The sequence below is a fragment of the Pedococcus dokdonensis genome (assembly GCF_900104525.1).
Taxonomy (GTDB): Bacteria; Actinomycetota; Actinomycetes; order Actinomycetales; family Dermatophilaceae; genus Pedococcus; species Pedococcus dokdonensis.
This window is the reverse complement of the sequence record NZ_LT629711.1, coordinates 3,085,170-3,104,946: the sequence shown is the minus strand read 5'-3', so window position 1 is coordinate 3,104,946 and position 19,777 is coordinate 3,085,170. Positions and strand designations below refer to the sequence as shown.

The 19,777-nt window shown below is 71.7% G+C and carries 21 protein-coding genes; 8 read left to right on the top strand and 13 right to left on the bottom strand.

The genetic code is table 11. From position 1 onward, the window contains the following. Nucleotides 1–27: 27 nt before the first annotated feature. Together BLQ34_RS14640 and serS are read right to left on the bottom strand one after the other, a co-directional pair. Nucleotides 28–1,239: an alpha-hydroxy acid oxidase gene (locus BLQ34_RS14640; protein WP_091787017.1), complete on the bottom strand. Its 1,212-nt coding sequence runs from the start codon at nt 1,237–1,239 to the stop codon at nt 28–30. A gap of 118 nt (nt 1,240–1,357) precedes the next feature. Then, nucleotides 1,358–2,620: a serine--tRNA ligase gene (serS, locus tag BLQ34_RS14635; protein WP_091787014.1), complete on the bottom strand. Its 1,263-nt coding sequence runs from the start codon at nt 2,618–2,620 to the stop codon at nt 1,358–1,360. 61 nt (nt 2,621–2,681) lie between these two features. Between serS and BLQ34_RS18855 the strand changes: the two genes are divergently transcribed. Both BLQ34_RS18855 and BLQ34_RS14620 read left to right on the top strand, forming a co-directional pair. Beyond that, entirely contained in the window at nt 2,682–3,641 is a 960-nt protein-coding gene (locus BLQ34_RS18855) for a serine hydrolase (RefSeq protein ID WP_157693063.1), read from the top strand. Nucleotides 3,642–3,698: 57 nt separating this feature from the next. Beyond that, nucleotides 3,699–4,337 (top strand): LysE family translocator, encoded by a 639-nt coding sequence (locus tag BLQ34_RS14620; protein ID WP_091787008.1) that lies wholly within the window; start codon nt 3,699–3,701, stop codon nt 4,335–4,337. A gap of 9 nt (nt 4,338–4,346) precedes the next feature. On the opposite strand, the gene BLQ34_RS14615 is transcribed toward BLQ34_RS14620, so the two are convergent. Further along, nucleotides 4,347–4,886, bottom strand: coding sequence for a DinB family protein (locus tag BLQ34_RS14615; RefSeq protein ID WP_091787005.1), 540 nt, complete (start codon nt 4,884–4,886; stop codon nt 4,347–4,349). Between the two features lie 202 nt (nt 4,887–5,088). On the opposite strand from BLQ34_RS14615, the gene BLQ34_RS14610 reads away from it, so the two are divergent. The 3 genes from BLQ34_RS14610 to BLQ34_RS14600 are packed head-to-tail and all read left to right on the top strand — an operon-like array spanning nt 5,089 to nt 7,522. Further along, on the top strand, nt 5,089–6,201 hold the full coding sequence (locus tag BLQ34_RS14610) for a diacylglycerol/lipid kinase family protein (protein ID WP_231961244.1): 1,113 nt from the start codon (nt 5,089–5,091) through the stop codon (nt 6,199–6,201). Next, on the top strand, nt 6,201–6,902 hold the full coding sequence (locus tag BLQ34_RS14605; RefSeq protein WP_091787002.1) for a phosphatase PAP2 family protein: 702 nt from the start codon (nt 6,201–6,203) through the stop codon (nt 6,900–6,902). Before BLQ34_RS14610 ends, BLQ34_RS14605 begins: the two co-directional genes overlap by 1 nt. Next, the gene (locus BLQ34_RS14600; protein ID WP_091786999.1) at nt 6,839–7,522 is read left to right on the top strand and encodes a phosphatase PAP2 family protein; all 684 of its coding nucleotides are present in this window, start codon (nt 6,839–6,841) and stop codon (nt 7,520–7,522) included. Before BLQ34_RS14605 ends, BLQ34_RS14600 begins: the two co-directional genes overlap by 64 nt. Here the strand turns inward: BLQ34_RS14600 and efeB are convergent. The 4 genes from efeB to BLQ34_RS14580 all read right to left on the bottom strand — a co-directional run bounded on the left by efeB (nt 7,504) and on the right by BLQ34_RS14580 (nt 11,430). Next, nucleotides 7,504–8,799 (bottom strand): iron uptake transporter deferrochelatase/peroxidase subunit, encoded by a 1,296-nt coding sequence (gene efeB, locus BLQ34_RS14595; protein ID WP_091786996.1) that lies wholly within the window; start codon nt 8,797–8,799, stop codon nt 7,504–7,506. The genes BLQ34_RS14600 and efeB overlap by 19 nt on opposite strands. Then, a complete protein-coding gene (gene efeO, locus BLQ34_RS14590; protein ID WP_091786994.1) occupies nt 8,796–9,929 on the bottom strand; it encodes an iron uptake system protein EfeO in 1,134 nt (377 codons plus the stop codon). The genes efeB and efeO overlap by 4 nt, the downstream gene beginning before the upstream one ends. Nucleotides 9,930–10,034: 105 nt before the next feature. Beyond that, a complete protein-coding gene (gene efeU / locus BLQ34_RS14585) occupies nt 10,035–10,895 on the bottom strand; it encodes an iron uptake transporter permease EfeU (protein WP_091786991.1) in 861 nt (286 codons plus the stop codon). Nucleotides 10,896–11,022: 127 nt separating this feature from the next. Further along, nucleotides 11,023–11,430, bottom strand: a complete 408-nt coding sequence (locus BLQ34_RS14580) for a hypothetical protein (protein WP_091786988.1) — start codon at nt 11,428–11,430, stop codon at nt 11,023–11,025. 197 nt (nt 11,431–11,627) lie between these two features. Here BLQ34_RS14580 and BLQ34_RS14575 point away from each other — a divergent pair, with 197 nt between their 5' ends. Beyond that, nucleotides 11,628–12,398, top strand: a complete 771-nt coding sequence (locus BLQ34_RS14575) for a response regulator transcription factor (protein WP_091786985.1) — start codon at nt 11,628–11,630, stop codon at nt 12,396–12,398. Between the two features lie 54 nt (nt 12,399–12,452). On the opposite strand, the gene BLQ34_RS14570 is transcribed toward BLQ34_RS14575, so the two are convergent. The 3 genes from BLQ34_RS14570 to BLQ34_RS14560 form a co-directional block, all read right to left on the bottom strand. Next, entirely contained in the window at nt 12,453–12,842 is a 390-nt protein-coding gene (locus tag BLQ34_RS14570; protein WP_091786982.1) for a hypothetical protein, read from the bottom strand. Then, complete coding sequence (locus tag BLQ34_RS14565; RefSeq protein WP_091786979.1) at nt 12,835–13,551, bottom strand: signal peptidase I; 717 nt, start codon at nt 13,549–13,551, stop codon at nt 12,835–12,837. Before BLQ34_RS14565 ends, BLQ34_RS14570 begins: the two co-directional genes overlap by 8 nt. Nucleotides 13,552–13,670: 119 nt before the next feature. Then, entirely contained in the window at nt 13,671–14,288 is a 618-nt protein-coding gene (locus tag BLQ34_RS14560; RefSeq protein ID WP_091786977.1) for a TasA family protein, read from the bottom strand. A 275-nt stretch (nt 14,289–14,563) separates the two neighbouring features. On the opposite strand from BLQ34_RS14560, the gene zwf reads away from it, so the two are divergent. Next, on the top strand, nt 14,564–16,078 hold the full coding sequence (zwf, locus tag BLQ34_RS14555; protein ID WP_407946411.1) for a glucose-6-phosphate dehydrogenase: 1,515 nt from the start codon (nt 14,564–14,566) through the stop codon (nt 16,076–16,078). A 90-nt stretch (nt 16,079–16,168) separates the two neighbouring features. Here the strand turns inward: zwf and pheA are convergent, their stop codons facing one another. Continuing rightward, entirely contained in the window at nt 16,169–17,131 is a 963-nt protein-coding gene (gene pheA, locus BLQ34_RS14550; protein WP_269457299.1) for a prephenate dehydratase, read from the bottom strand. A gap of 4 nt (nt 17,132–17,135) precedes the next feature. Further along, complete coding sequence (locus BLQ34_RS14545; protein ID WP_091786974.1) at nt 17,136–17,552, bottom strand: DUF4446 family protein; 417 nt, start codon at nt 17,550–17,552, stop codon at nt 17,136–17,138. A 42-nt stretch (nt 17,553–17,594) separates the two neighbouring features. On the opposite strand from BLQ34_RS14545, the gene BLQ34_RS14540 reads away from it, so the two are divergent. Further along, entirely contained in the window at nt 17,595–18,215 is a 621-nt protein-coding gene (locus BLQ34_RS14540; protein WP_091786970.1) for a TMEM165/GDT1 family protein, read from the top strand. A 106-nt stretch (nt 18,216–18,321) separates the two neighbouring features. Here BLQ34_RS14540 and BLQ34_RS14535 read toward each other — a convergent pair whose 3' ends face one another. Continuing rightward, nucleotides 18,322–19,764: an ATP-binding protein gene (locus BLQ34_RS14535; RefSeq protein ID WP_091786967.1), complete on the bottom strand. Its 1,443-nt coding sequence runs from the start codon at nt 19,762–19,764 to the stop codon at nt 18,322–18,324. Nucleotides 19,765–19,777: the final 13 nt, after the last annotated feature.

Sequence of the window (19,777 nt, the reverse complement as noted above, 5' to 3'; positions counted from 1 at the left end):
GGCCAGGCTGGGTTGCATGGGACCAGCCTAGGGAAGCCGGACGTGCTGCGGGCCGAGGTCCGCGATGCGGCGGGCACCGAGCAGGGCCATGGTGCGGCGCACCTCGGTGCTGAGGATCTGGGCGGCCCGCTCGACGCCTGCCTCGCCACCGGCCATCAGCCCGTAGAGGTAGGCGCGGCCGACCAGCACCGAGCTGGCCCCGAGCGCCATCGCAGCCACGACGTCCGACCCGGACATCACACCGGTGTCGACCATCACCTCGGGCTCGTCGCCCAGCGCCTCACGCACCTCCGGGAGCAACCGCACCGGCACCGGCGCCTTGTCGAGCTGGCGTCCCCCGTGGTTCGACAGCACGATCGCGTCGGCGCCGGCGTCGAACATCCGACGTGCGTCGTCGACGGTCTGGATGCCCTTGACGACCAACGGGCCATCCCACGTCGAGCGCACCCAGTCGAGGTCCTCGAGCGTCATGGTCGGGTCGAACAGTGCGTTCATCATCTCGGCGACGGTGCCGTCCCAGCGGTCGAGGCTGGCGAACCGCAACGGTTCGGTGGTGAGGAAGTTGACCCACCAGTTCGGGTGCATGGCGCCGTCGAGCACGGTCTTCGCCGAGAGGGCGGGTGGGATGTTGAACCCGTTGCGCACGTCGCGCAGCCGCACCCCGGCCACCGGGACGTCGACCGTGAGGATGAGCGCCTCGAAGCCGGCTGCCTTGGCCCGCGCCATCAGCTCCTCGGCCGGGCCGTGGTCGCGCCAGACGTAGAGCTGGAACCACTTCCGCGCGCCGGGGGAGGCCTCGGCCACGCCCTCGACGTCGGTGGTGCCGAGCGTCGAGAGACCGTAGGGGATGCCGACCCGCTCGGCCACGCGGACCACGGCGCGCTCACCCTCGTGCTGCATCATCCGGGTGAAGCCGGTCGGCCCGAAGCCGAACGGCTGGGCCGAGGGCTGGCCCAGGACCGTGGTCGTGGTGTCGATGTCGCCCACGTCCCGCAGCACCGACGGCTGGAAGGTCAGGTCGCGAAAGGTCGCGCGGGCGCGGCCGAGGCTCAGCTCGGCCTCAGCCGCCCCGTCGGTGTAGTCGAAGACCGATCGCGGGGTGCGCCGCCTCGCCACCTCACGCAGGTCGGCGATCGTCAGCGCCGAGGCGAGCCGGCGCTTGCGCGCGTTGAGCTCGACCGGCTTGGGTCGCAACAGCGGTTTGAGCTCGGACCACTTCGGCAGCTGGCGATCGCTCATGCCGCCGACGCTACCCGCGGCGGCGCAAAACGGCAGTTGCGTCCACTCCCGCCCGGCAATTGCTGGGCGGGAGTGGACGCAACTGCCGTTTTGCGAGGGACGGGCCACCCGCGACGGGTCAGACGGGCTTGAGGACGTCCAGCCCGAGGAACGGCTGCAGCGCCTTCGGGACGACCACGGATCCGTCGGCCTGCTGGTGGTTCTCGAGGATCGCGACCATCCAGCGCGTCGTCGCCAGCGTGCCGTTGAGGGTGGCCACGGCGCGGGTGCCCTGACCGTTCGGGTCACGCTCGCGCGTGTTGAGGCGGCGGGCCTGGTAGGTCGTGCAGTTCGAGGTGGAGGTCAGCTCGCGGTAGCGGCCCTGGGTCGGGACCCACGCCTCGCAGTCGAACTTGCGGGCCGCCGGGCCACCGAGGTCGCCGGCCGCAGTGTCGATGACCCGGTAGGGCACCTCGATCTTGGCGAGCATCTCCTTCTCCCAGCCGAGCAGCCGCTGGTGCTCCGCGGCGGCGTCCTCGACCCGGCAGTAGGTGAACATCTCGACCTTGTGGAACTGGTGCACGCGGATGATCCCGCGGGTGTCCTTGCCGTGCGACCCGGCCTCGCGGCGGTAGCAGGCCGACCACCCGGCATACCGCTTCGGGCCGTCCGAGAGGTCGAGGATCTCGTCGGCGTGGTAGCCGGCGAGCGCGACCTCGGAGGTGCCGGTGAGGAACAGGTCGTCGGCCTCGAGGCGGTAGACCTCGTCGGCGTGCTTGTCGATGAAGCCGGCCCCGGCCATCACGTCGGTCTTGACCAAGGTCGGCGTGATCATCGGGGTGAACCCGTGCTCGACGGCCTGCGCGATGCCCATGTTGAGGAGCGCCAGCTCGAGCCGGGCGCCGACGCCGGTGAGGAAGTAGAACCGCGAGCCGCCGACCTTCGCGCCGCGCTCCATGTCGATCGCGGCCAGCGTCTCGCCCAGCGCGAGGTGGTCGCGGGGCTCGAAGTCGAACTCCGGCGGGGTGCCGACGGTCTCGAGCACGGTGTAGTCGTCCTCGCCACCGACCGGGACGCCGTCCTCGACGATGTTGCCGATCTGGCGGATCAGCGTGCCGAGCGAGGCCTGCGCGGCGTCGGCGTCGGCCTGCAGCTGCTTGACCCGGGCGGCGAGGTCCTTGGTCTGGGCGAGGAGGGCCTGCTTCTCGTCTCCCTGCGCCTGCGCGACCTGCTTGCCCATCGACTTCTGCTGCGCACGCAGCTGCTCGAACTCGGTGAGGGAGCTGCGGTGGGTCTGCTCGGCAGCGAGGATCGCGTCGACGATCCCCTCGTCCTCACCACGGGCGCGCTGGCTGGCGCGGACGCGGTCGGGGTCCTCACGCAGGAGCTTGATGTCGATCACCGGGCAAGCCTACCGAGCGCTTTGCCACCCCCCGGACGCCGCCGCAGGTCACAATGCGTCCATGCTCACGCGGCGGCACGTGCTGACGGTGGCACCGCTCGCCCTGGCGGCCGCCTGCGCGGGCGAGCCAGCTGCAGGCACCACCGCATCGCCCGGCACCACGACCGCGGGGTCCGCGGCCACCACGACGACGACCACGACACCGCCCAGCGCCACCACGACGGCGTCACCACCCGCCCCCACCACGACCACCACCACGACCACCGGGCCCCCGAGCCGGCCCACCCGTGCGCCCACCCTCGATGCCCTGCGCGACGAGCTGTCGGCGCTGGCCCGCCGGTATGGCGCCGACCTGGGTGTCGCGGTCGCGGAGACCAGGTCCGGCCGCAGCTTCGCGTGGGGGGCGGAGTCCACGATCGAGACGGCCAGCATCGCCAAGGCCGACATCCTCGCCACCTTGTTGCTCCAGCTGCAGGACCGCGGGGCGCGACCGTCGGCGAGCCAGCTCGCGGTGGCCGACAAGATGATCCGCCAGAGCGACCACGAGTCGGCGTGGACGTTGTTCCGACAGGTCGGCCTGGCCTCCGGGATGACGGCCGCCAACCGGCGGTTCGGCCTGCGGTCGACCCAGTGCTTCGACTACAGCTGGGGGCTGACCCGGACGACGGCCCGCGACCAGCTGCGGTTCGTCCACGCGATCAGCTCGGCCGGCAGCAAGGCCTCGCCCCTCGACGCGCGTTCCGGCAAGACCCTGCTCGACCTCATGGAGGACGTCATCCCCGAGCAGAAGTGGGGCCTGCGGGCCGCCGCCAGGTCGGGCGAGCGGGTCTGCCTCAAGAACGGCTGGCTGCCCCGGTCGACCCTCGGCGGGCTCTGGATCGTCAACAGCATCGGCCGGATCACCGACCGCTCCCTCGACCTGCGGGTCGCGATCCTCAGCCAGAAGACCACCAGCAAGGAGCAGGGCATCGCGCTCGTCGAGCAGGCCGCCGTCCTCACCCGGCGGCATCTCGCGGTCTGACGACCACTTCATGAAACGTGTTGCTGGCGAACGACGCGGGGCGCGATCCTTTTCGGTATGCCGTCCGCACCCACCCTCGCGTCGTTCGCCCTCGCCGCGACCGCGCTGATCCTGCTGCCCGGTCCCGCCATGCTCTTCCTGATCTCGCGCGGCATCGGCCAGGGCAGCCGCCGCCTCGCCGTCGCGTCGATGGCCGGCATCGAGACGGCGACCGCGGTGATGGTGGTGGCGACCGCGTTCGGGCTGTCAGCGGTGATCAGCTCGTCGGTGCTCGCCTTCGCGATCGTGAAGTACGCGGGCGCGGCATACCTGGTGTGGTTGGCCATCAAGGAGTTCCGCAGCAAGGGGCACTTCGCCCTCGACCGCGTGCCCGTCAGGCACTCGCGGCGCGCCTTCGGCGACGCCTTCCTCGTCGGCATCTCCAACCCGAAGACGGCCGTGTTCTTCGTGGCGTTCTTCCCGCAGTTCCTGCACCGTGAGGCCGGGCCGATCTGGTCGCAGGTCCTGGTGCTCGGCGCGATCTTCGTCGTGATCGGGGCGCTGTTCGACAGTGTCTACGCCCTGAGCGCCGGCTCGATCGGCGCGTGGCTGGCCCGGCACCCGCGCGCGATCCGGCGCCAGAAGTACGTCTCGGGCAGCATCTTCCTGGTGATGGGCGGCGCCGCCGCGCTCACCGGTCACCCACAGAAGGCGTAGGGGCGAGGCTCACCCCGCGGCGCGCACGTCCACCAGGTGGTGGGCCAGGTCGTGCAGGAAGTACTGGCCCAGCGTCAGCACGGTGAACTCGGACCCGTCGCTGCGCAGACCGGTGCGCGCCCACTGGTCGTCGCGCACGCCTTCGAACCTGGCCGAGACCCCAGCGGCCGTGTCCTCGAGCTCGGACGCCACGACGGCTGGGTCCTGCTCGCCGTAACGCTCGGCCACCGCCGTCGCGTCCTGGTCCCAGTTGGCGAACCGGGGGGCGTCCTGCTCGAGCATCAGCCCGAGCCGGCCGTCGAAGACCCGGCAGACATCGCGCACGTGGCAGGCGTACTCCAGTGCGGACCAGACGTCGGGTGCCGGGCGCTGGGTCGCGTCAGGACGCTGGAGCACGGTCGACCAGGGAGCGGTCGACGAGCGGGTCAGGCCGGCGATGTCGGTGGCGGCGACCGCAGCGGCCTCGAACCCGCAGTCGGGACAGGGCCGCCGCAGCGTCCAGGTCCAGTCCTTGGTGTCCGGGCTGATCGGGTCGGGCTGCTCGGTCATGACGCCCACGCTAGGCGCCGCGACGATCGCCGCCGAGCGGCGCGAGCGCCACAGACCCACGACTTTCGGCCAATCGCCCGCCCATCAGCGCCAGCAGCGCCGACTCGGGCCGGAAGTCGGGCGATCGGCCGAAGACCCAGGGCGCCGGGAACGCGCTCTGACCTGTGCTGATGCAGCGCGATCGGTGGGGTAGCGTCGGCGCGTGCTTCGCGAACACTCCGGCTGGGTCGCCCTCGGGACGGTCCTACTCGTCGTCATCCTCGCCCTCGGCATCGCCGGCTGGGCCGGGATGCGCGTGCGCAGCTCCGGTGGTGCGCACCGGGGGCGCCGATGGGGGCGCCGCCCGCACCGCAACGACTTCCGCCCGGAGGGCACCGTGTCCGAGACCCCCACTCGTCGCGCCGCGATCATCGTCAACCCGACCAAGTTCGACGACGTCTCCGCGGTGCGCAAGCAGATCACCGAGCAGTCGGCCAGGCACGGGTGGGCCGAGCCCTTGTTCATCCTCACCACCGAGCGCGACCCCGGGACCGGCCAGGCCAAGCAGGCGCTGGCCAAGGGGGTCGACCTGGTCTGCCCGCTCGGCGGCGACGGCACAGTGCGCGCGGTCGCCGAGGCGATGGTCGGCGAGGAGACCCCGATGGGGTTGCTCCCCGGCGGCACCGGCAACCTGCTCGCCCGCAACCTCGACCTGCCGGTCGACGACCTCGACGACGCGCTGCGGGTGGCGCTCACCGGCCAGAACAAGCGGGTCGACGTCGGGCGCCTCACCATGGACGTCTCGGGCGAGGACCAGTCGCCGGCCGAGCACGTCTTCCTCGTGATGGCCGGGCTGGGCTTCGACGCCGCGATCATGGCCGACGCACCGGAGAAGCTGAAGGCCAAGGTGGGCCCCGCGGCCTACGTCGTCTCCGGGACCCGCAACCTGCGCGGGCCGCAGTTCAAGGTGCGCGTCAAGGTGGAGGACCACGAGGAGTTCAGCCGCCGCGCCCGCACCGTCGTGATCGGCAACTGCGGCAAGCTGCTCGGTGGGCTGGTGCTGATGCCCGAGGCGGAGATCGACGACGGCCAGCTCGACATGGTCGTGCTGTCACCCAAGGGGGTCGTCGGCTGGGCCGCGGTCGCCGCACGGATCGCGTCGCGCAAGCGCAAGGGCCACCAGATCGTCGACCACTACACGACCCCGTCGGTCCGGGTCCGCTCCGACCGCCCGCAGGAGGTGCAGGTCGACGGCGACACCCTGGGCAAGGCTCGCGCCATCGCCGCCGAGGTCGTGCCGGGGGCACTGGTGGTCCGCGTGGGGTCGCTCGACTGATGGCGACCGACACGACCAAGGCCGTCGCGAAGTCCCACTCGGCTCGGTTGGTGCGCGGGGCGGTGGCCATGGTGCTCTTCGCGGTGCCGGTGCTGCTGCTCGGGTACGCGGTGCGGCAGAAGTTCGACCCGCTGATCCGGCTCGACAACGACCTGATCCGCGAGTCGACCGACTTCACCCGCTCGCACGGCCTGGCCGACACCCTGATCGCCCTGCAGGGCATCAGCCAGCCGTTCCTGCTCTACATCCTCGCCACCGGCCTGTGCATCTGGGTCTGGGCGGCGAGGAAGCTGCGCGGCCGGGCCCTGTGGGCGTTCTTCACCATGATGCTCGCCTGGAACGTCGGGCTGCTCGCCAAGCTGCTCGTCGGCCGGGCCCGGCCGATCGTGCAGGACCCGATCTCGCACTCGCCGGGGTTCTCGTTCCCGTCCGGTCACGCGTTCAACGCCGCGGTCGTCGCGACCGTCGTGGTCTTCCTGCTCTGGCCCGTGCTGGGACGGGTCGGCCACCGGGTGTCGATCGTGCTCGCCGTGGTGTTTGCGCTGGTCGTGGGCCTGGACCGGATCTTTCTCGGGGTTCACTTCCCCTCCGACGTGTTGGCGGGCTATGTGCTCGGTGTGGGCATTACGTTCTCCTCATGGCTCGGATTCATCGGCAAGACCTCACCGACCTCCTCGTCAGGGCCGTCGCACCCGGCGTAGTCCTCTTCGGGGTGCTCGCGGGCATCGGCCTGCTCCTCAACGGTCCACTCGACGCGGTCGACGACTGGGAGGACAAGGTCACCGACGCGTTCAACCGCAACCGCACCGACTTCTGGGACCCGATCAGCTGGGTCTGCTCGCGGTTCGGCAACACCGAGGTGGTGATCGGGGTGTGCCTCATCGCGGTCGCCGTCATCTGGTGGCGCACCCGGGAGTGGCGCTGGGCCGTGGTCCCGCTGATCGCGATCTCGCTGCAGGCGACGATCTTCCTGTTCCTGACCCTGCTCGTCGGGCGCCAGCGTCCGCCGGCCCTGCCGATGGACGCCTCCCCGCCGACGTCGAGCTACCCGAGCGGTCACACCGGCGCCTCGACGGCGCTGTACCTCTCGTTCCTGCTGATGGCCTCCGCCCGGATCGAGCGGCCGTGGCTCCGGGCGCTGGTCATGGGCGTCTGCGGGGTCATCCCGTTCCTCGTCGGGATCGCGCGGCTCTATCGTGGCGCCCACCACATCTCCGACGTCCTGGCCGGCATGGTGAACGGCGTGGTCTGCGCGGTGCTCGCCTACCAGTGGTACCGCCACCGGGCCCGCGCCGAGGCGCCTCAGCTGAAGAGCGCCTGACCCCAGTAATCCTCGGCGCCGAGGCCGGGCGGACAGGCGAAGACCGCCGAGCCGGTGTGCTCGATGTACTCGTTGAGCCCGTCCTTGGCAGCCAGGGCTCGCTGCATCGGCACGAACTGCTGGTGCGCGTCGCGCATGAAGCCGATGAAGAAGAGTCCGGCGTCGAGGTGCCCGACCCCGTCGGAGCCGTCGGTGAAGTTGTAGCCACGGCGCAGGATCCGTATGCCGTTCAGCCGGCTCTCGTGCGCGAGGGCCACGTGCGCGTCGACCGGGATCGCGGGCTTGCCGTCGGCCCCCTTCGTGGCGAAGTCGAGGGTGTCGAACTCGCCCTTCTGGCCCAGTGGGGCACCCTCTCCCTTGTCGCGGCCGATGATGTCCTGCTGCTCCTGGAGCGGGGTGCGGTCCCAGATCTCGATGTGCATCCGGATCCGCCGGGCGACCAGGTAGGAGCCGCCCGCCATCCAGGCCGAGCCACCCGGGACGTCGGCCGGCTGCACCCACACGTGCTCGGCCAGGGCGTCGCCGTCCTCGGCCTTGAGGTTGTTGGTGCCGTCCTTGAACCCGAACATGTTGCGGGGGGTGACCTGGTTCCGGGTGGTGGACGAGGTGCGCCCGAAGCCGAGCTGGCTCCAGCGCACCGACACCACGCCGAAGCCCATCCGCACGAGGTTGCGCACTGCGTGCACGGCGACCTGCGGGTCGTTGGCACAGGCCTGGATGCAGAGGTCGCCGCCGCTGCGGGCCGGGTCGAGGTCGTCGCCCACGAAGCCGGGCAGGTCCCGCAGCGCGTCGGGCTTCCGGTCCGCCAGGCCGAACCGGTCGTCGAACAGCGACGGGCCGTAGCCGATCGTGATGGTCAGGTCGGAGGCGTCCAGGTCGTAGGCCTCGCCGGTGTCCTCGGGAGCGCGGTAGGGACCGCCACCGACGACCCCACCCGGGGCTGCCTCGGCCCCCGCGGTCATCCGCTCGGCCGCCCGGGTCCAGGCCTTGAGCATCGCGGCGAGCGCGGCCCGGTCCTGGGTGACCACGTCGAGGGCCACGAAGTGCATCCGGTCCTGGGCCGGGGTGATGATGCCGGACTGGTGCTCGCCGCGGAACGGCACCATGTCGTCGGAGGACGCCTGGTCTGCGCCGCCGCCCGCGGTGGCAGGGTCCGCGCTCGCGTGCGTCGCGGCATACGCGCCACCGACGCCGGCCACGGCACCGGCCACGGCCGCCCCGGCACCGACGCCGAGCAGCCGCCGGCGGCTGAGAGGGGAGGTGGGCTGCTCGGTCACTGGGCCGCGACCACTCCGGCGACCGTCGAGATCGGCTCGCTGACCGCGTCCAGCGCGACGGTCAGGGCCCGGACCTCGTCCTTGGACAGCGCGGTGTAGAGCACGAAGCCGTCGTCGGTGCGGTGCTTGTCGAGCTCGGCGTCCAGCGCCGCGAACCTGGCGTCGATGTCGGCGAGCAGCGCCGCGTCGCGGGTCTTGAGCACCGGGCGGAGGGCGTCGATCGCAGCCTTGGATCCCTTGACGTTCTCGTCGAAGTCGTAGAGGTCGGTGTGGCTGTAGCGGTCCTCCTCACCGGTGATCTTGCCGGTGGCGACCTCGTCGAGCAGTGCCTTCGAGCCGTTGGCGAGCTGCAGCGGGTTGAGCTCGACCGCCTTGGCCTTGGCGACGATCTCCTTGACGTCGGTCAGCAGCTGGTCGGCGATGGCGTCGGAGTCCGGCTGCAGTCCGTCGACCCACAGGTCCTTCTCGAGGCGGTGGAAGCCGGTGAACTTCATGCCCTCCTCGACGACGTCCTCGCGGCCGTCGATCCGCGGGTCGAGGTCACCGAACGACTCGGCCACCGGCTCGATCCGCTCCCACGGGCCGCGGGCCAGCGGGAAGGCCCGCTTGGCCTCGTCGACCTTGCCGGCCTTGACCAGGGTGACGAACTCGGTGGTGCGGGTCAGCAGCTCGTCGGACTGGGCCGAGACGAAGGTCTGGTACTGGGTGACCGCCGCGGCCATCGCCGCGTCAGGGGCCTGCGAGGCGGTGCCGCCGGTGACCGTGAAGTCGGCGCGGATCCCCTTGCCCTTCATGCCCGGCTTGCACGCGGTCTGGTAGGTGCCGGGGGTCGAGACCTCGACGTGGAAGGAGCGGGTCAGGCCGGGCGTGATGTTCTCGACCTCGCCGATGATCTGGTCGCCCTCGCCGTAGACGTAGAACTCGTTGACCTTGGAGCCGGTGTTGCGCACGGTGAACTGGATCGTGCCCGCCACCGCCTCGGAGCGCTCGACCTTGCAGGCCGTGTCCGAGGCCTCGACCGCGATCGGGCCCTTGCCCGAGGTCGGAGCGGCGTCGTCCGAGCTCCCGCAGGCAGCGGTCGCCAGGAGGACGACGAGGCCCAGGCCTGCGTGGACGGGGGTGATGCGCATTGGGGCTCCTTGGTGAAGGGTCGTCGGGGGCCGGTGCGGTGGCCTGGCTGGTTGGTGCCGGCGGGGCTGGTTTGGTGCCGGCGGAGCTGGTTGGTGCGGACCGGGCTAGTTGGTGCGGACCGGGCCGACGGACGCGGCGGCGGGGACGGCCGGGGCCGGCGCGGTCCGCGCCGGCTTGAGGAAGAAGGTCATGACGACGACGAGGTAGAGGGTCCAGGCGATGGCCTGCAGCCAGGTCGTGTTCGGCGTGAAGTTGACGGTGCCCTTGAGCAGGGTGCCGTACCAGGAGTCGGGCGGGATCGCGCCGCTCACGTCGAAGGCCAGGCTGTTCAGCCCGGGCAGGAAGGCGGCCTCCTGCAGGTCGTGGATGCCGTAGGAGAGGATCCCGGCCGCAACGACGATCAGCGCGATCCCGGTGTAGCGGAAGAACTTCGAGAGGTTGATCCGGACGGCGCCGCGGTAGATCAGGATCCCGAGGACGACGGCGACCGCGATCCCGATGACGAAGCCGATCAGCGGCTGGGAGGTGCCGGCACCGGCGGTCTGCACGCTGGCGTAGAAGAACAGGGCGGTCTCCAGACCCTCGCGGCCCACGCCCAGGAACCCGACCAGCGCGACGGCCCAGCCGCCGACGGACAGTGCCTGGTCGAGCTTGCCCTTGAGCTCGCCGGAGATGGTGCGGGCGGCGGTGCGCATCCAGAACACCATCGCGGTCACGAAGGCGACGGCGAGGATCGAGGCGCTGCCGCCGATCAGCTCCTGGGTCTCGAAGGACAGCTGCCGGGTGCCGTAGGTGAGCACCGCACCGATCGCGACGGACAGCAGGACGGCCACGGCCACCCCGCTCCAGACCTGCTTGAGGGCCCAGCGGCGCTCCGTCTTCACGAGGAACGCGACGAGGATGACGACCACGAGGGCTGCTTCCAGACCTTCGCGGAGTCCGATGAGCGCATTGCTGAGGAGCACGAGAACCTGATTTCCGGCATACGAGGCTTGCGTATTGAGACCAAGGTAAGCCTCACCTAAGGTGCCGCGTCAAATCACGGTCCGGCGTCGCGGCACCCCTTCGAGGTGGTGCGGCGTGCGCCCTGCGTCAGCAGGTGAACGAACGCGACAAAGCGGGCCCGGTCCAGCTCGACACCCGGGCCACGACGGTGACGTCGTAGGTGCCGGAGCGGCTGAGCGAGAAGGTCGCGCCCGCGCCGCCCGAGGTGACGGTCTTGCTGGTGACGGTGCCGGACGGCGGGTCGAGCGTGACGAGGTAGCTCTCGGCGAGCGGCACGTCCGGGAAGGTCACCTTGAGGCTGCCGGCGAAGATGAGGAACGGGCAGGACTTGCTCAGGGTGGCGGTCGACGGCATGCCGAGCGTCGCCGTGCCGACCGACATGGTGGAGCCGGCGGTCCGGCTGAACTTCGCGAACGCAGCACCGGGCACCAGCGCGACGAGGACCGCCAGGACGGCAGCCATCGCCAGCCGTCGGGTCGTCGTGCCGGGGGTCATGCCGTCCAGTCTCCCGGCCCCGCCGCAACGCGACCCTCAGCGATCCGCAAGATTCGGACAAGGTGTGGGCGCAGGGTGTGGGCGCAGGGTGTGGGCGCAGGGTGTGGGCGCAGGGTGTGGGCGCGCGGCGCGCGCACTCCCGCCGCACCAACCCGCGGCGAGCGGGCGCAGACGCACGCACATGCGAGGATGGCGGCATGAGCCCGCCTGCGCAGACCGCCGTGGTGGTCGAGGACGACCCGGACATCCGGGAGCTCATCGCCGCAAGCCTGGGCAAGAAGGGCCTCGAGGTGCACGTCGCCGAGAGCGGGCGCGAGGGGCTGGAGATGGTGGCCGAGGTGCGCCCCGACCTGGTCACGCTCGACCTGGGGCTGCCCGACCTCGACGGCATCGAGGTGTGCCGTCGGGTCCGTGAGGTGTCCGACGCCTACATCGTGATGATCAGCGCACGCACCGACGAGATCGACCGGCTGATGGGCCTGGAGATCGGCGCCGACGACTACCTCACCAAGCCGTTCAGCCCGCGGGAGCTCCAGGCACGGGTGACCGCGATGTTCCGCCGGCCACGCGCCGCACCGGAGCCCAGCGCAACCGCCGGTGCCGCTGCCCCCGGGCCCCAGCCGGTGGAGGCCCCCGAGGCTTCCGCCGCGGGCTCGGAGACGGTGTCGCTCGGGCGGCTCACCGTCGACCTCGAGAGCCGCGCGGTGGCGGTCGACGGTGACGAGGTCGAGCTGACCCGCACCGAGTTCGACCTGCTCGCCACGATGGTCCGGGCACCGCGTCGGGTCTGGGGCCGCGACGTGCTGATGCGCACCGTGTGGGGTGACGGCTGGGCCGCGGACGAGCACCTGGTCGAGGTGCACGTCGGCAACATGCGACGCAAGCTGTCCCGCGCCGCCGGGAGCGCGTCGTTCATCCGCACCGTGCGCGGGGTGGGCTACCGCATGGAGGAGCCCGGCTCGGTGTGAGCCGGCCCCACGGCACTGCTCGGTCTGCGTGAGCAGTGCCGTGCGGCGGGCGGCTCAGCCGGCGAGCGGTGCTCTGTCGAGCGGGGCACCGAGGAGCGGGCCCCCCAGCAGCGCGTCGATCGCGCCGAGGGTGGCCGGGGTCGCGGCGCGGACCGCGGCGGCGGCCGACCGCGCGGAGACCCAGTCACCCGCGGCCAGGGACGGCTCGACCCGCTGGGCGCAGGACCGCAGGGCCAGGGCACCGACCGTGGCCGAGGTGACCTTGAGGCTGAGGGTGACGTCCATGGCCGTCTCGAGGTCTTCCTGGCCGCACGCGGTGTCGAGTCGCGCGACCCGGCGTTCGAGGTTCTCGCGGTAGAGCCGGGCGATGGTCACCGCCGCGGCGGGGTCCTGCAGCTCGGCCGCCAGGGCAGCCAGGACCCGCGGGTCGACGAGGTCAGCCATGCGCCGGCTCCGCTTCCTCGTCGCGGTGCTCGTCACGGTCCGCCGCGAGGTCCTCGTCGCGCTCGGGGCTCCAGATCCGCCAGAGGGCGATCAGGACGAAGGCGCCGAGCGCCCCCCAGAACACGCCGCCCTGCACGAGCGGGGCCCGCAGGGCCCGGATCCACGAGCCGACGTGCGGCACGACGGCCTGGGTCTGCCAGACGGTGTCACCGTCGAGGGTCGCGACCCACGGGTCGGCGCCGGTGTTGGCATCGCCCTTGGTGACCACGGCCAGCCGGCCGTTCGCGTCCCGGGTGACCTCGATGACCCGGTGCGTCTCGACCCGGTGGTCCTGGACGGGGATGTGGTAGCTGATCACGTCACCGACCGCGACCTCGGCGGCCGGCTTCGGGACGCTGACGACGACGTCGCCCGGGTTGATCCCGGGGGCCATGCTGCCGGTGAGCATCGTGGCGGTGCGGTAGCCGAGGACGTGCGGCCCGATCGCCAGCAGCAGGAAGGCGACGGCGGCGAGCGTGACGCAGGCGGTGCTCAGCACGGACGGGAGCCGGCGCAGCACCCGACGCAGCACCTGAAGCAGCACCCGGACGCGGAGGGCCGGACCGGTCGCGGCGGCCGAGCGCAGGGACGGGGCCGAGCGCAATGACGCGGCCGAGCGCTGGGCGGGGTCCGGGGCCGGGCGGGTGCGGAGCTGGACTGCGTGCGCCATGGTCGGGCCTTCCTGTGCGGTGCTGGTGGGCCGCGCCGGCCGCCGTCTCGGGGACGTGGCGACCGGCGCGGGGTCTGGGTGGTGGTGCTACTCGCCGGTGGTGCTACTCGTTGGTGGTGTTACTTGTTGGTGGCGGTGCGCTGCGTGGCGGTGAAGTCGAAGCCCACGACGCTGGACAGGCCCTGGAAGGTGTTGTCGGCGGTGTCGGGGAGGGTGACCTTGACGCGCAGGCTGTCGTTCTTGGTGGCGGTCAGCGACTGCAGGTTCGACAGCGTGGAGTTGGCGCCGACGATGGCCCGCGAGGCGAGGACGGTCTTGGTGGTGCCGGTGCAGGTGTAGGTGTAGGCGGGCGCGGTGCCGGCCTCGACCCAGCCGTTGGAGCAGGACTCGATGACGACCTGCAGGCCGTTGGTGGCGTCGGTGTCGAGCTTGCTCGACGTGGTGGCGGTGGTGCTGAGGGCGACCGCGGAGAAGTCCTGGTTGCCGGTGTTGGAGAGGGTGACCGCGCGCTGGACGGTGTCGCCGGGGACCAGGCCGGTGGCGGCGACCGAGAGGCGGTTCGCCGCACCGGTGGCGCCGAGCTCGACCTTGACGGTGCCGGAGGCGACCGAGGCGCTGGCGGAGGTGCTGGAGGTGAAGCTGCCGAAGGTGCCGAGACCGGCCACGCCGGCGGCGGCGGCCAGGAGGGCGACGGAGGCGAGGACCTTGCTGGACGACTTCTTGGTGGTGTTGCTCATGATCGGGACTTCCTTCGTTCTCGGACCGTGCGGGCCGGTGGGCTGTGGTGGGTGTCGGCGGGTCGGAGGTCGCTCCGTGCCGTTGAGGAAGACTCTGCTGGGCGGAACACAAGGGAGTCCGGTGCAAGGACGCAGGCTTTCCGCAAGATCAGCGCAAGACCCGCGGCCCGGTCTGCACCCGTCCGCACCCGGTCCGCACCCGGTGCGCACCCGGCATACCGGCTGGGCACACCGGTCTGGACGCACAGGTGCGGGCACGCACGGCCGGTGCGATGATCGGCAACGTGTCAGATGCAGACCCGCGCAGGGCCCAGACGATCTCGTACCCGGCGGCGGACGCGCGCAGCTCACGCGCCGCGCTGGAGAAGGCCGACCCGCACGTGATCGTGCTCTTCGGCGCCACCGGCGACCTGGCTCGTCGCAAGCTCCTCCCCGGGCTCGCGCACCTCGCGGCGTCGGAGCTGGCCCCGGCGATCCGGGTGGTCGGCACCTCGCTGGAGCAGATGAGCGACGAGGAGTTCCGCGAGTTCGCCCGCAGGGCGTGCGAGGAGTTCGGTGCGCACTCGCTGACGCCTGAGCAGTGGGACAAGTTCGACGACAACCTGGTCTACGTGTCGCAGTCGGCCGGGCCGGAACCGCTGGCCCAGGCGGTCAAGCAGGCCGAGGAGTCGCTGGGGCCGGACGCGCTGCGGCTGCACTACCTGTCGGTGCCGCCCAAGGCCGCGGTCGCGGTCATCCAGATGCTGCGCGACGCCGACCTCGTGGCCCGCTCGCGGGTGGTCATGGAGAAGCCGTTCGGCACCGACCTCGCCAGCGCCATCGCGCTCAACAACACCGTGCACGAGACGTTCGACGAGAGCCAGGTCTTCCGGATCGACCACTTCCTCGGCAAGGAGGCGGCCCAGAACATCCTGGCCTTCCGCTTCGCCAACGGGCTGTTCGAGCCGATCTGGAACCGCAACTTCATCGACCACATCCAGATCGACATCCCCGAGACCCTGGGCCTGGACGAGCGAGCCAACTTCTACGAGGCCACCGGCGCCTACAAGGACATGGTCGTCACCCACCTGTTCCAGGTGCTGGCGTTCGTCGCGATGGAGCCCCCGACCGCCCTCGAGCCGCGGGCGATCTCGGAGGAGAAGAACAAGGTCTTCCGCTCACTGCTGCCGATCGACCCGTCCGACGTGGTGCGTGGTCAGTTCGCCGGCTACACCGACCTCGACGGCGTCCCGGGCGACTCCGACACCGAGACCTTCATCGCGCTCAAGGTCGGCCTGGACAACTGGCGCTGGGCCGGCGTGCCGTTCTACCTGCGCACCGGCAAGAGGATGGCCGAGGGCGCCCGCATCATCTCGATCGCCTTCAAGGAGGCCCCGCGGTCGATGTTCCCGACCCACTCGGGCGTGGGCAACGCCGGGCCTGACCACCTCACCTTCGACCTGGCCGACGAGTCGAAGGTGTCGCTGTCGTTCTACGGCAAGCGGCCCGGCCCGGGGATGCGGCTGGAGAAGCTGTCGATGCAGTTCTCCACCCGCGAGACCGAGCGGGTCGGCGACGTGCTCGAGGCCTACGAGCGGCTGATCCTCGACGCGATGCGGGGCGACCACACGTTGTTCACGACGGCCGAGGGCATCGAGTCGCTGTGGGAGCGGTCGCAGCCGCTGCTCGACAACCCGCCCGAGGTGAAGCCCTACCCGGCCGGCACCTGGGGGCCGAACGCGATCCACCAGCTGATCGCCCCGCACGCCTGGCGGCTGCCGTTCGAGCGCGCCTGGCGCGAGAAGAAGTAGCCCTCCTCCCGTCGCTATCTCATGCAAAAGGCGAGTTAGCGCTGGACCAGTGCGGCGCTAACTCGCCTTTTGCATGGATGAGCGCCGCGGCTAGGTGCCGCGGAGGGAGTGCAGCCAGGCGCGGGCCTCGCCGAACGCCGCGTCGCTGGTGTGCGGCGTGACCCGCACCGCCGTGCCGTGCGCGGCCGGGTAGCTGCCGAGGAACCGCACGTCGGCGCAGACCCGCTTGAGCCCCAGCAGCGCCTCGCCGACCCGCTCGTCGAGGACGTGCCCCTCGATGTCGATCGAGAAGCAGTAGTCGCCCATCGACGACTTGGTCGGCCGCGACTCCAGCCGCGACATGTTGATGCCCCGCACCGCGAACTGCTCCAGCAGCTCGAGCAAACCACCCGCGTGGTCGTCGCGCTGGAAGAGCACCAGCGTGGTCTTGTCGGCGCCGGTCCGCTCGGGAAGCTGCCCGGGCCGCGCCACCGACACGAACCGGGTCACCGCGGCGGCGTTGTCGCCGATCCCCTCGGCCAGCACCTCGAGCCCGAGGTTGCGTGCGGCGACGGGGGCGCACACCGCCGCCTGGTATGCCGCCTGCTCGCCGTCCGTCCCCACCAGCCCGGCCGCGGCGGCGGCCGTCGACAGGGTCGGCACGTAGACCGCGTCGGGCAGGTGGGTGCCCATCCAGCCGCGGACCTGGGCCCAGGCGTGGCTGTGGGTGCCCACGGCGCGGACCTCGCCGAGCGGCACACCGGGTCGGGCGGCGAGCACGAAGGTGATCGGGACGAGCACCTCGCCCACGACCACGAGCGGGTCGCCGCTGGCCAGCGCGTCGAGGGTGGCGCTCACCCCGCCCTCCACGGAGTTCTCGATCGGCACCATGGCCGCGTCGACCTCGCCCGCGCGCAGGGCGTTGAGGGCAGCCTCGACGGACGGCAGCGGCACGTGCTCCTGGCCCGCGGCCGGCGCCCACGCGTGCAGGGCCATCTGGGTGAAGGTGCCCTCGGGGCCGAAGTAGCCGTGCCTGGTGGGGGACGTCGGGATGGTCGGCGTCGTCGGGGTCACGGCGTCAGGCTCCTTGGGGTCCGGTGCGGGCAGCGGCGAGCGCCTGCTGCTCCTCGGGGGTCAGGGTCGCGTCGGAGCTGCCGCCGACGACACCCTTGGCATAGGTGCGGGACTCACCCCGGGCGTGGATCGAGGAGAAGACCAGCCCGTCGCCGCGGTCGTCGATCACCGCTGCGCTGAACGACAGTCGCCCACCCATGTCGCCGAAGGCGTCGTAGCGCACCACCGCGACGTGGCGCAGCGCCTGGGCGAGGTCGGCCCGCAGGGCGGCCAGGTCGCCGGTGCCGACCGGGCGCTGGCCCTCGATCCGGCGCAGCTGCTCGCGGACCCGGCCGAGGCGGACCAGCGCGACGAGAGCTCCGACCAGCGCGACGGCCGCCACCGCGAGCGCGGTCGCGGCGATGGTCTGGGGGTCGGACACCCCGTCAGCGTATTGGGGGCGCGCGGATACAGTCGACGCGATATGGATTTCGATCTCGCCACCATGGCCATCGTCTTCGGCGCCATCTTCCTCGTGGAGCTGCCCGACAAGACCTTCATCGCGACCCTCGTGCTGGCGACCCGGTTCCGGCCGCTGTTCGTCTGGATCGGGGTGTGCCTGGCCTTCCTCGTGCAGACGCTGGTCGCCGTGACAGTGGGTGGGCTGCTGGCGCAGCTGCCGAAGCGGCCGGTGGAGGTCTTCGCGGCGGCGATGTTCCTCATCGGCGGGATCGTCCTGATCCGCGGTGCGCGCAAGGCCGACGAGGAGGAGGCCGAGACCGAGGAGGAGTTCTCCCACAAGGGCGCGGCGACCGCGGTCGGCCTCCGGGCGGTCGGGGTGTCGTTCGGGATCCTGTTCCTGGCGGAGTGGGGCGACCTGTCGCAGCTGCTGACCGCGTCGATGGTGCTGCAGTTCAAGGAGCCGGTGTCGGTGTTCGTCGGGGCGTTCCTCGCCCTCGCCACCGTGTCGGGCCTGGCCGCGGTGCTCGGGCGGGCGCTCCTGGCCCGGGTCAAGCTCGCGACGATCCGCCGGGTCGGCGGCGTGGTCTGCCTGCTGCTGGCCGCGCTGACCGTGCTGCAGATCTTCGAGGTCGTCTCGATCTGAGGCGCTTGCGTCCCCGCAACACGGCAGTTGCGCGGTCTCCCGCCCAGCTATGACTGGGCGGAGGTGGACGCAACCACCGTGTTGCGGTGACGGGGTGAGGTCGAGCTCAGCCCTCGGCAGGGCGCAGCGGCACGTGCACCCGGACCGCGGCTCCCCCGCCGCTGCGAGGGCTGAGCGAGATCTCACCGCCGTGCCGCTCCACGACGATCCGGCGCGAGATGTCGAGCCCGAGGCCGGTGCCCTTGCCGACCTCCTTGGTGGTGAAGAACGGCTCGAACGCGTGGGCGATTACCTCGTCGGGGACCCCCGGGCCGTCGTCGGCGATCTCGACGTCGACCCCGCCTCGGGTCGCTGCGCCGGTCGCCTCGCCGGTCGCTGCGCCGGTGCGTTCCTCGCTGCCGCGGACCGTGATCCAGAGCGTGCCCGCGCCCTTCATGGCGTCGACCGCGTTGTCGATCAGGTTGGTCCAGACCTGGTTCAGCTCGCCGGGGATCGCCTCGACCATCGGGAGGTCGGGGGCGTAGTCGCGCACCACCGTGATGCCGCCGCGCAGCTTGTGGCCGAGCATCACCAGGGTGCTCTCCAGACCCTCGGTGACGTCGGTGCGCTGGACCAGAGACCGGTCCATCTGGGAGTAGGACCGCACCGAGCCGACCAGCTCGGAGACCCGGTGGGTCGCCTCCCGGATCTCGCCGAGCAGCCCGTCGACCGCCAGCGAGCTGGCCATCCACTCCAGCCCCGGCGCGAGCTGGTCGGTCCCGAGGACCCCGGCCGCCCGCTCCAGGAAGGCCGGGTCGGCGCCGGCCGCGGCCAGTGGGGGCGCCAGCACCCAGTCGCGCTCGACGTCGTGGTCGGCCAGCCAGTCGGAGAGCTCCTCCTCGAGGTCCGCCGCCGCGACCGCGTCCGGTTCGGCGGCGCGGGCCACGAGCGAGCGACGGAGGGTGTCGAGCTCGACGAACTGCTCGGCGGTCGCGCCGCTCTCCCCGAGCCGGCGCAGCGAGGAGCCCAGCGCCTCGGACGCGCGGTCGAGCGCGTCGACGGCGCGGGTGGCGGCCGACGCCGGGTTGTTGATCTCGTGGGCCAGACCTGCGGCGAGCGTGCCGAGGGCCACCAGTGACTCACGCTGCCGGGCCTTCGCCTCGATGCTGCGCACCGTGTTGACCAGCCCCCCGATCAGGTGCACCCCGAACGGGAACCACTCCCGGGCGACATCGCCCAGGGCCTCGGCCGGGACCTTGAGCATCCGCCCGGGCTGCACGCCGCGAGCCGTCGCCAGGTAGACCCCGTGCGCGTCCCAGGCCTGGAAGCCACCGGCCCACTGACCCGGGTTGACCATCATCCCGAGCTCGGTCTCCTGGGCACCGACCCGCCGGTTCAGGCTCAGCGTCCCCTCGAGCAGCACCCACCAGAAGTCGGCGGGGTGCCCCTCGTGGAAGGGCACGTCGCCGGGCCCGAAGGACCACTCGGTGCCCGCCGACCACAAGCGGTCACGCTGCTCGGCGGTCAGTCCGTCGAACAACGCGATCCGGCCCAGCTCCTCGGCGCTCACGTCGGCACGCTCA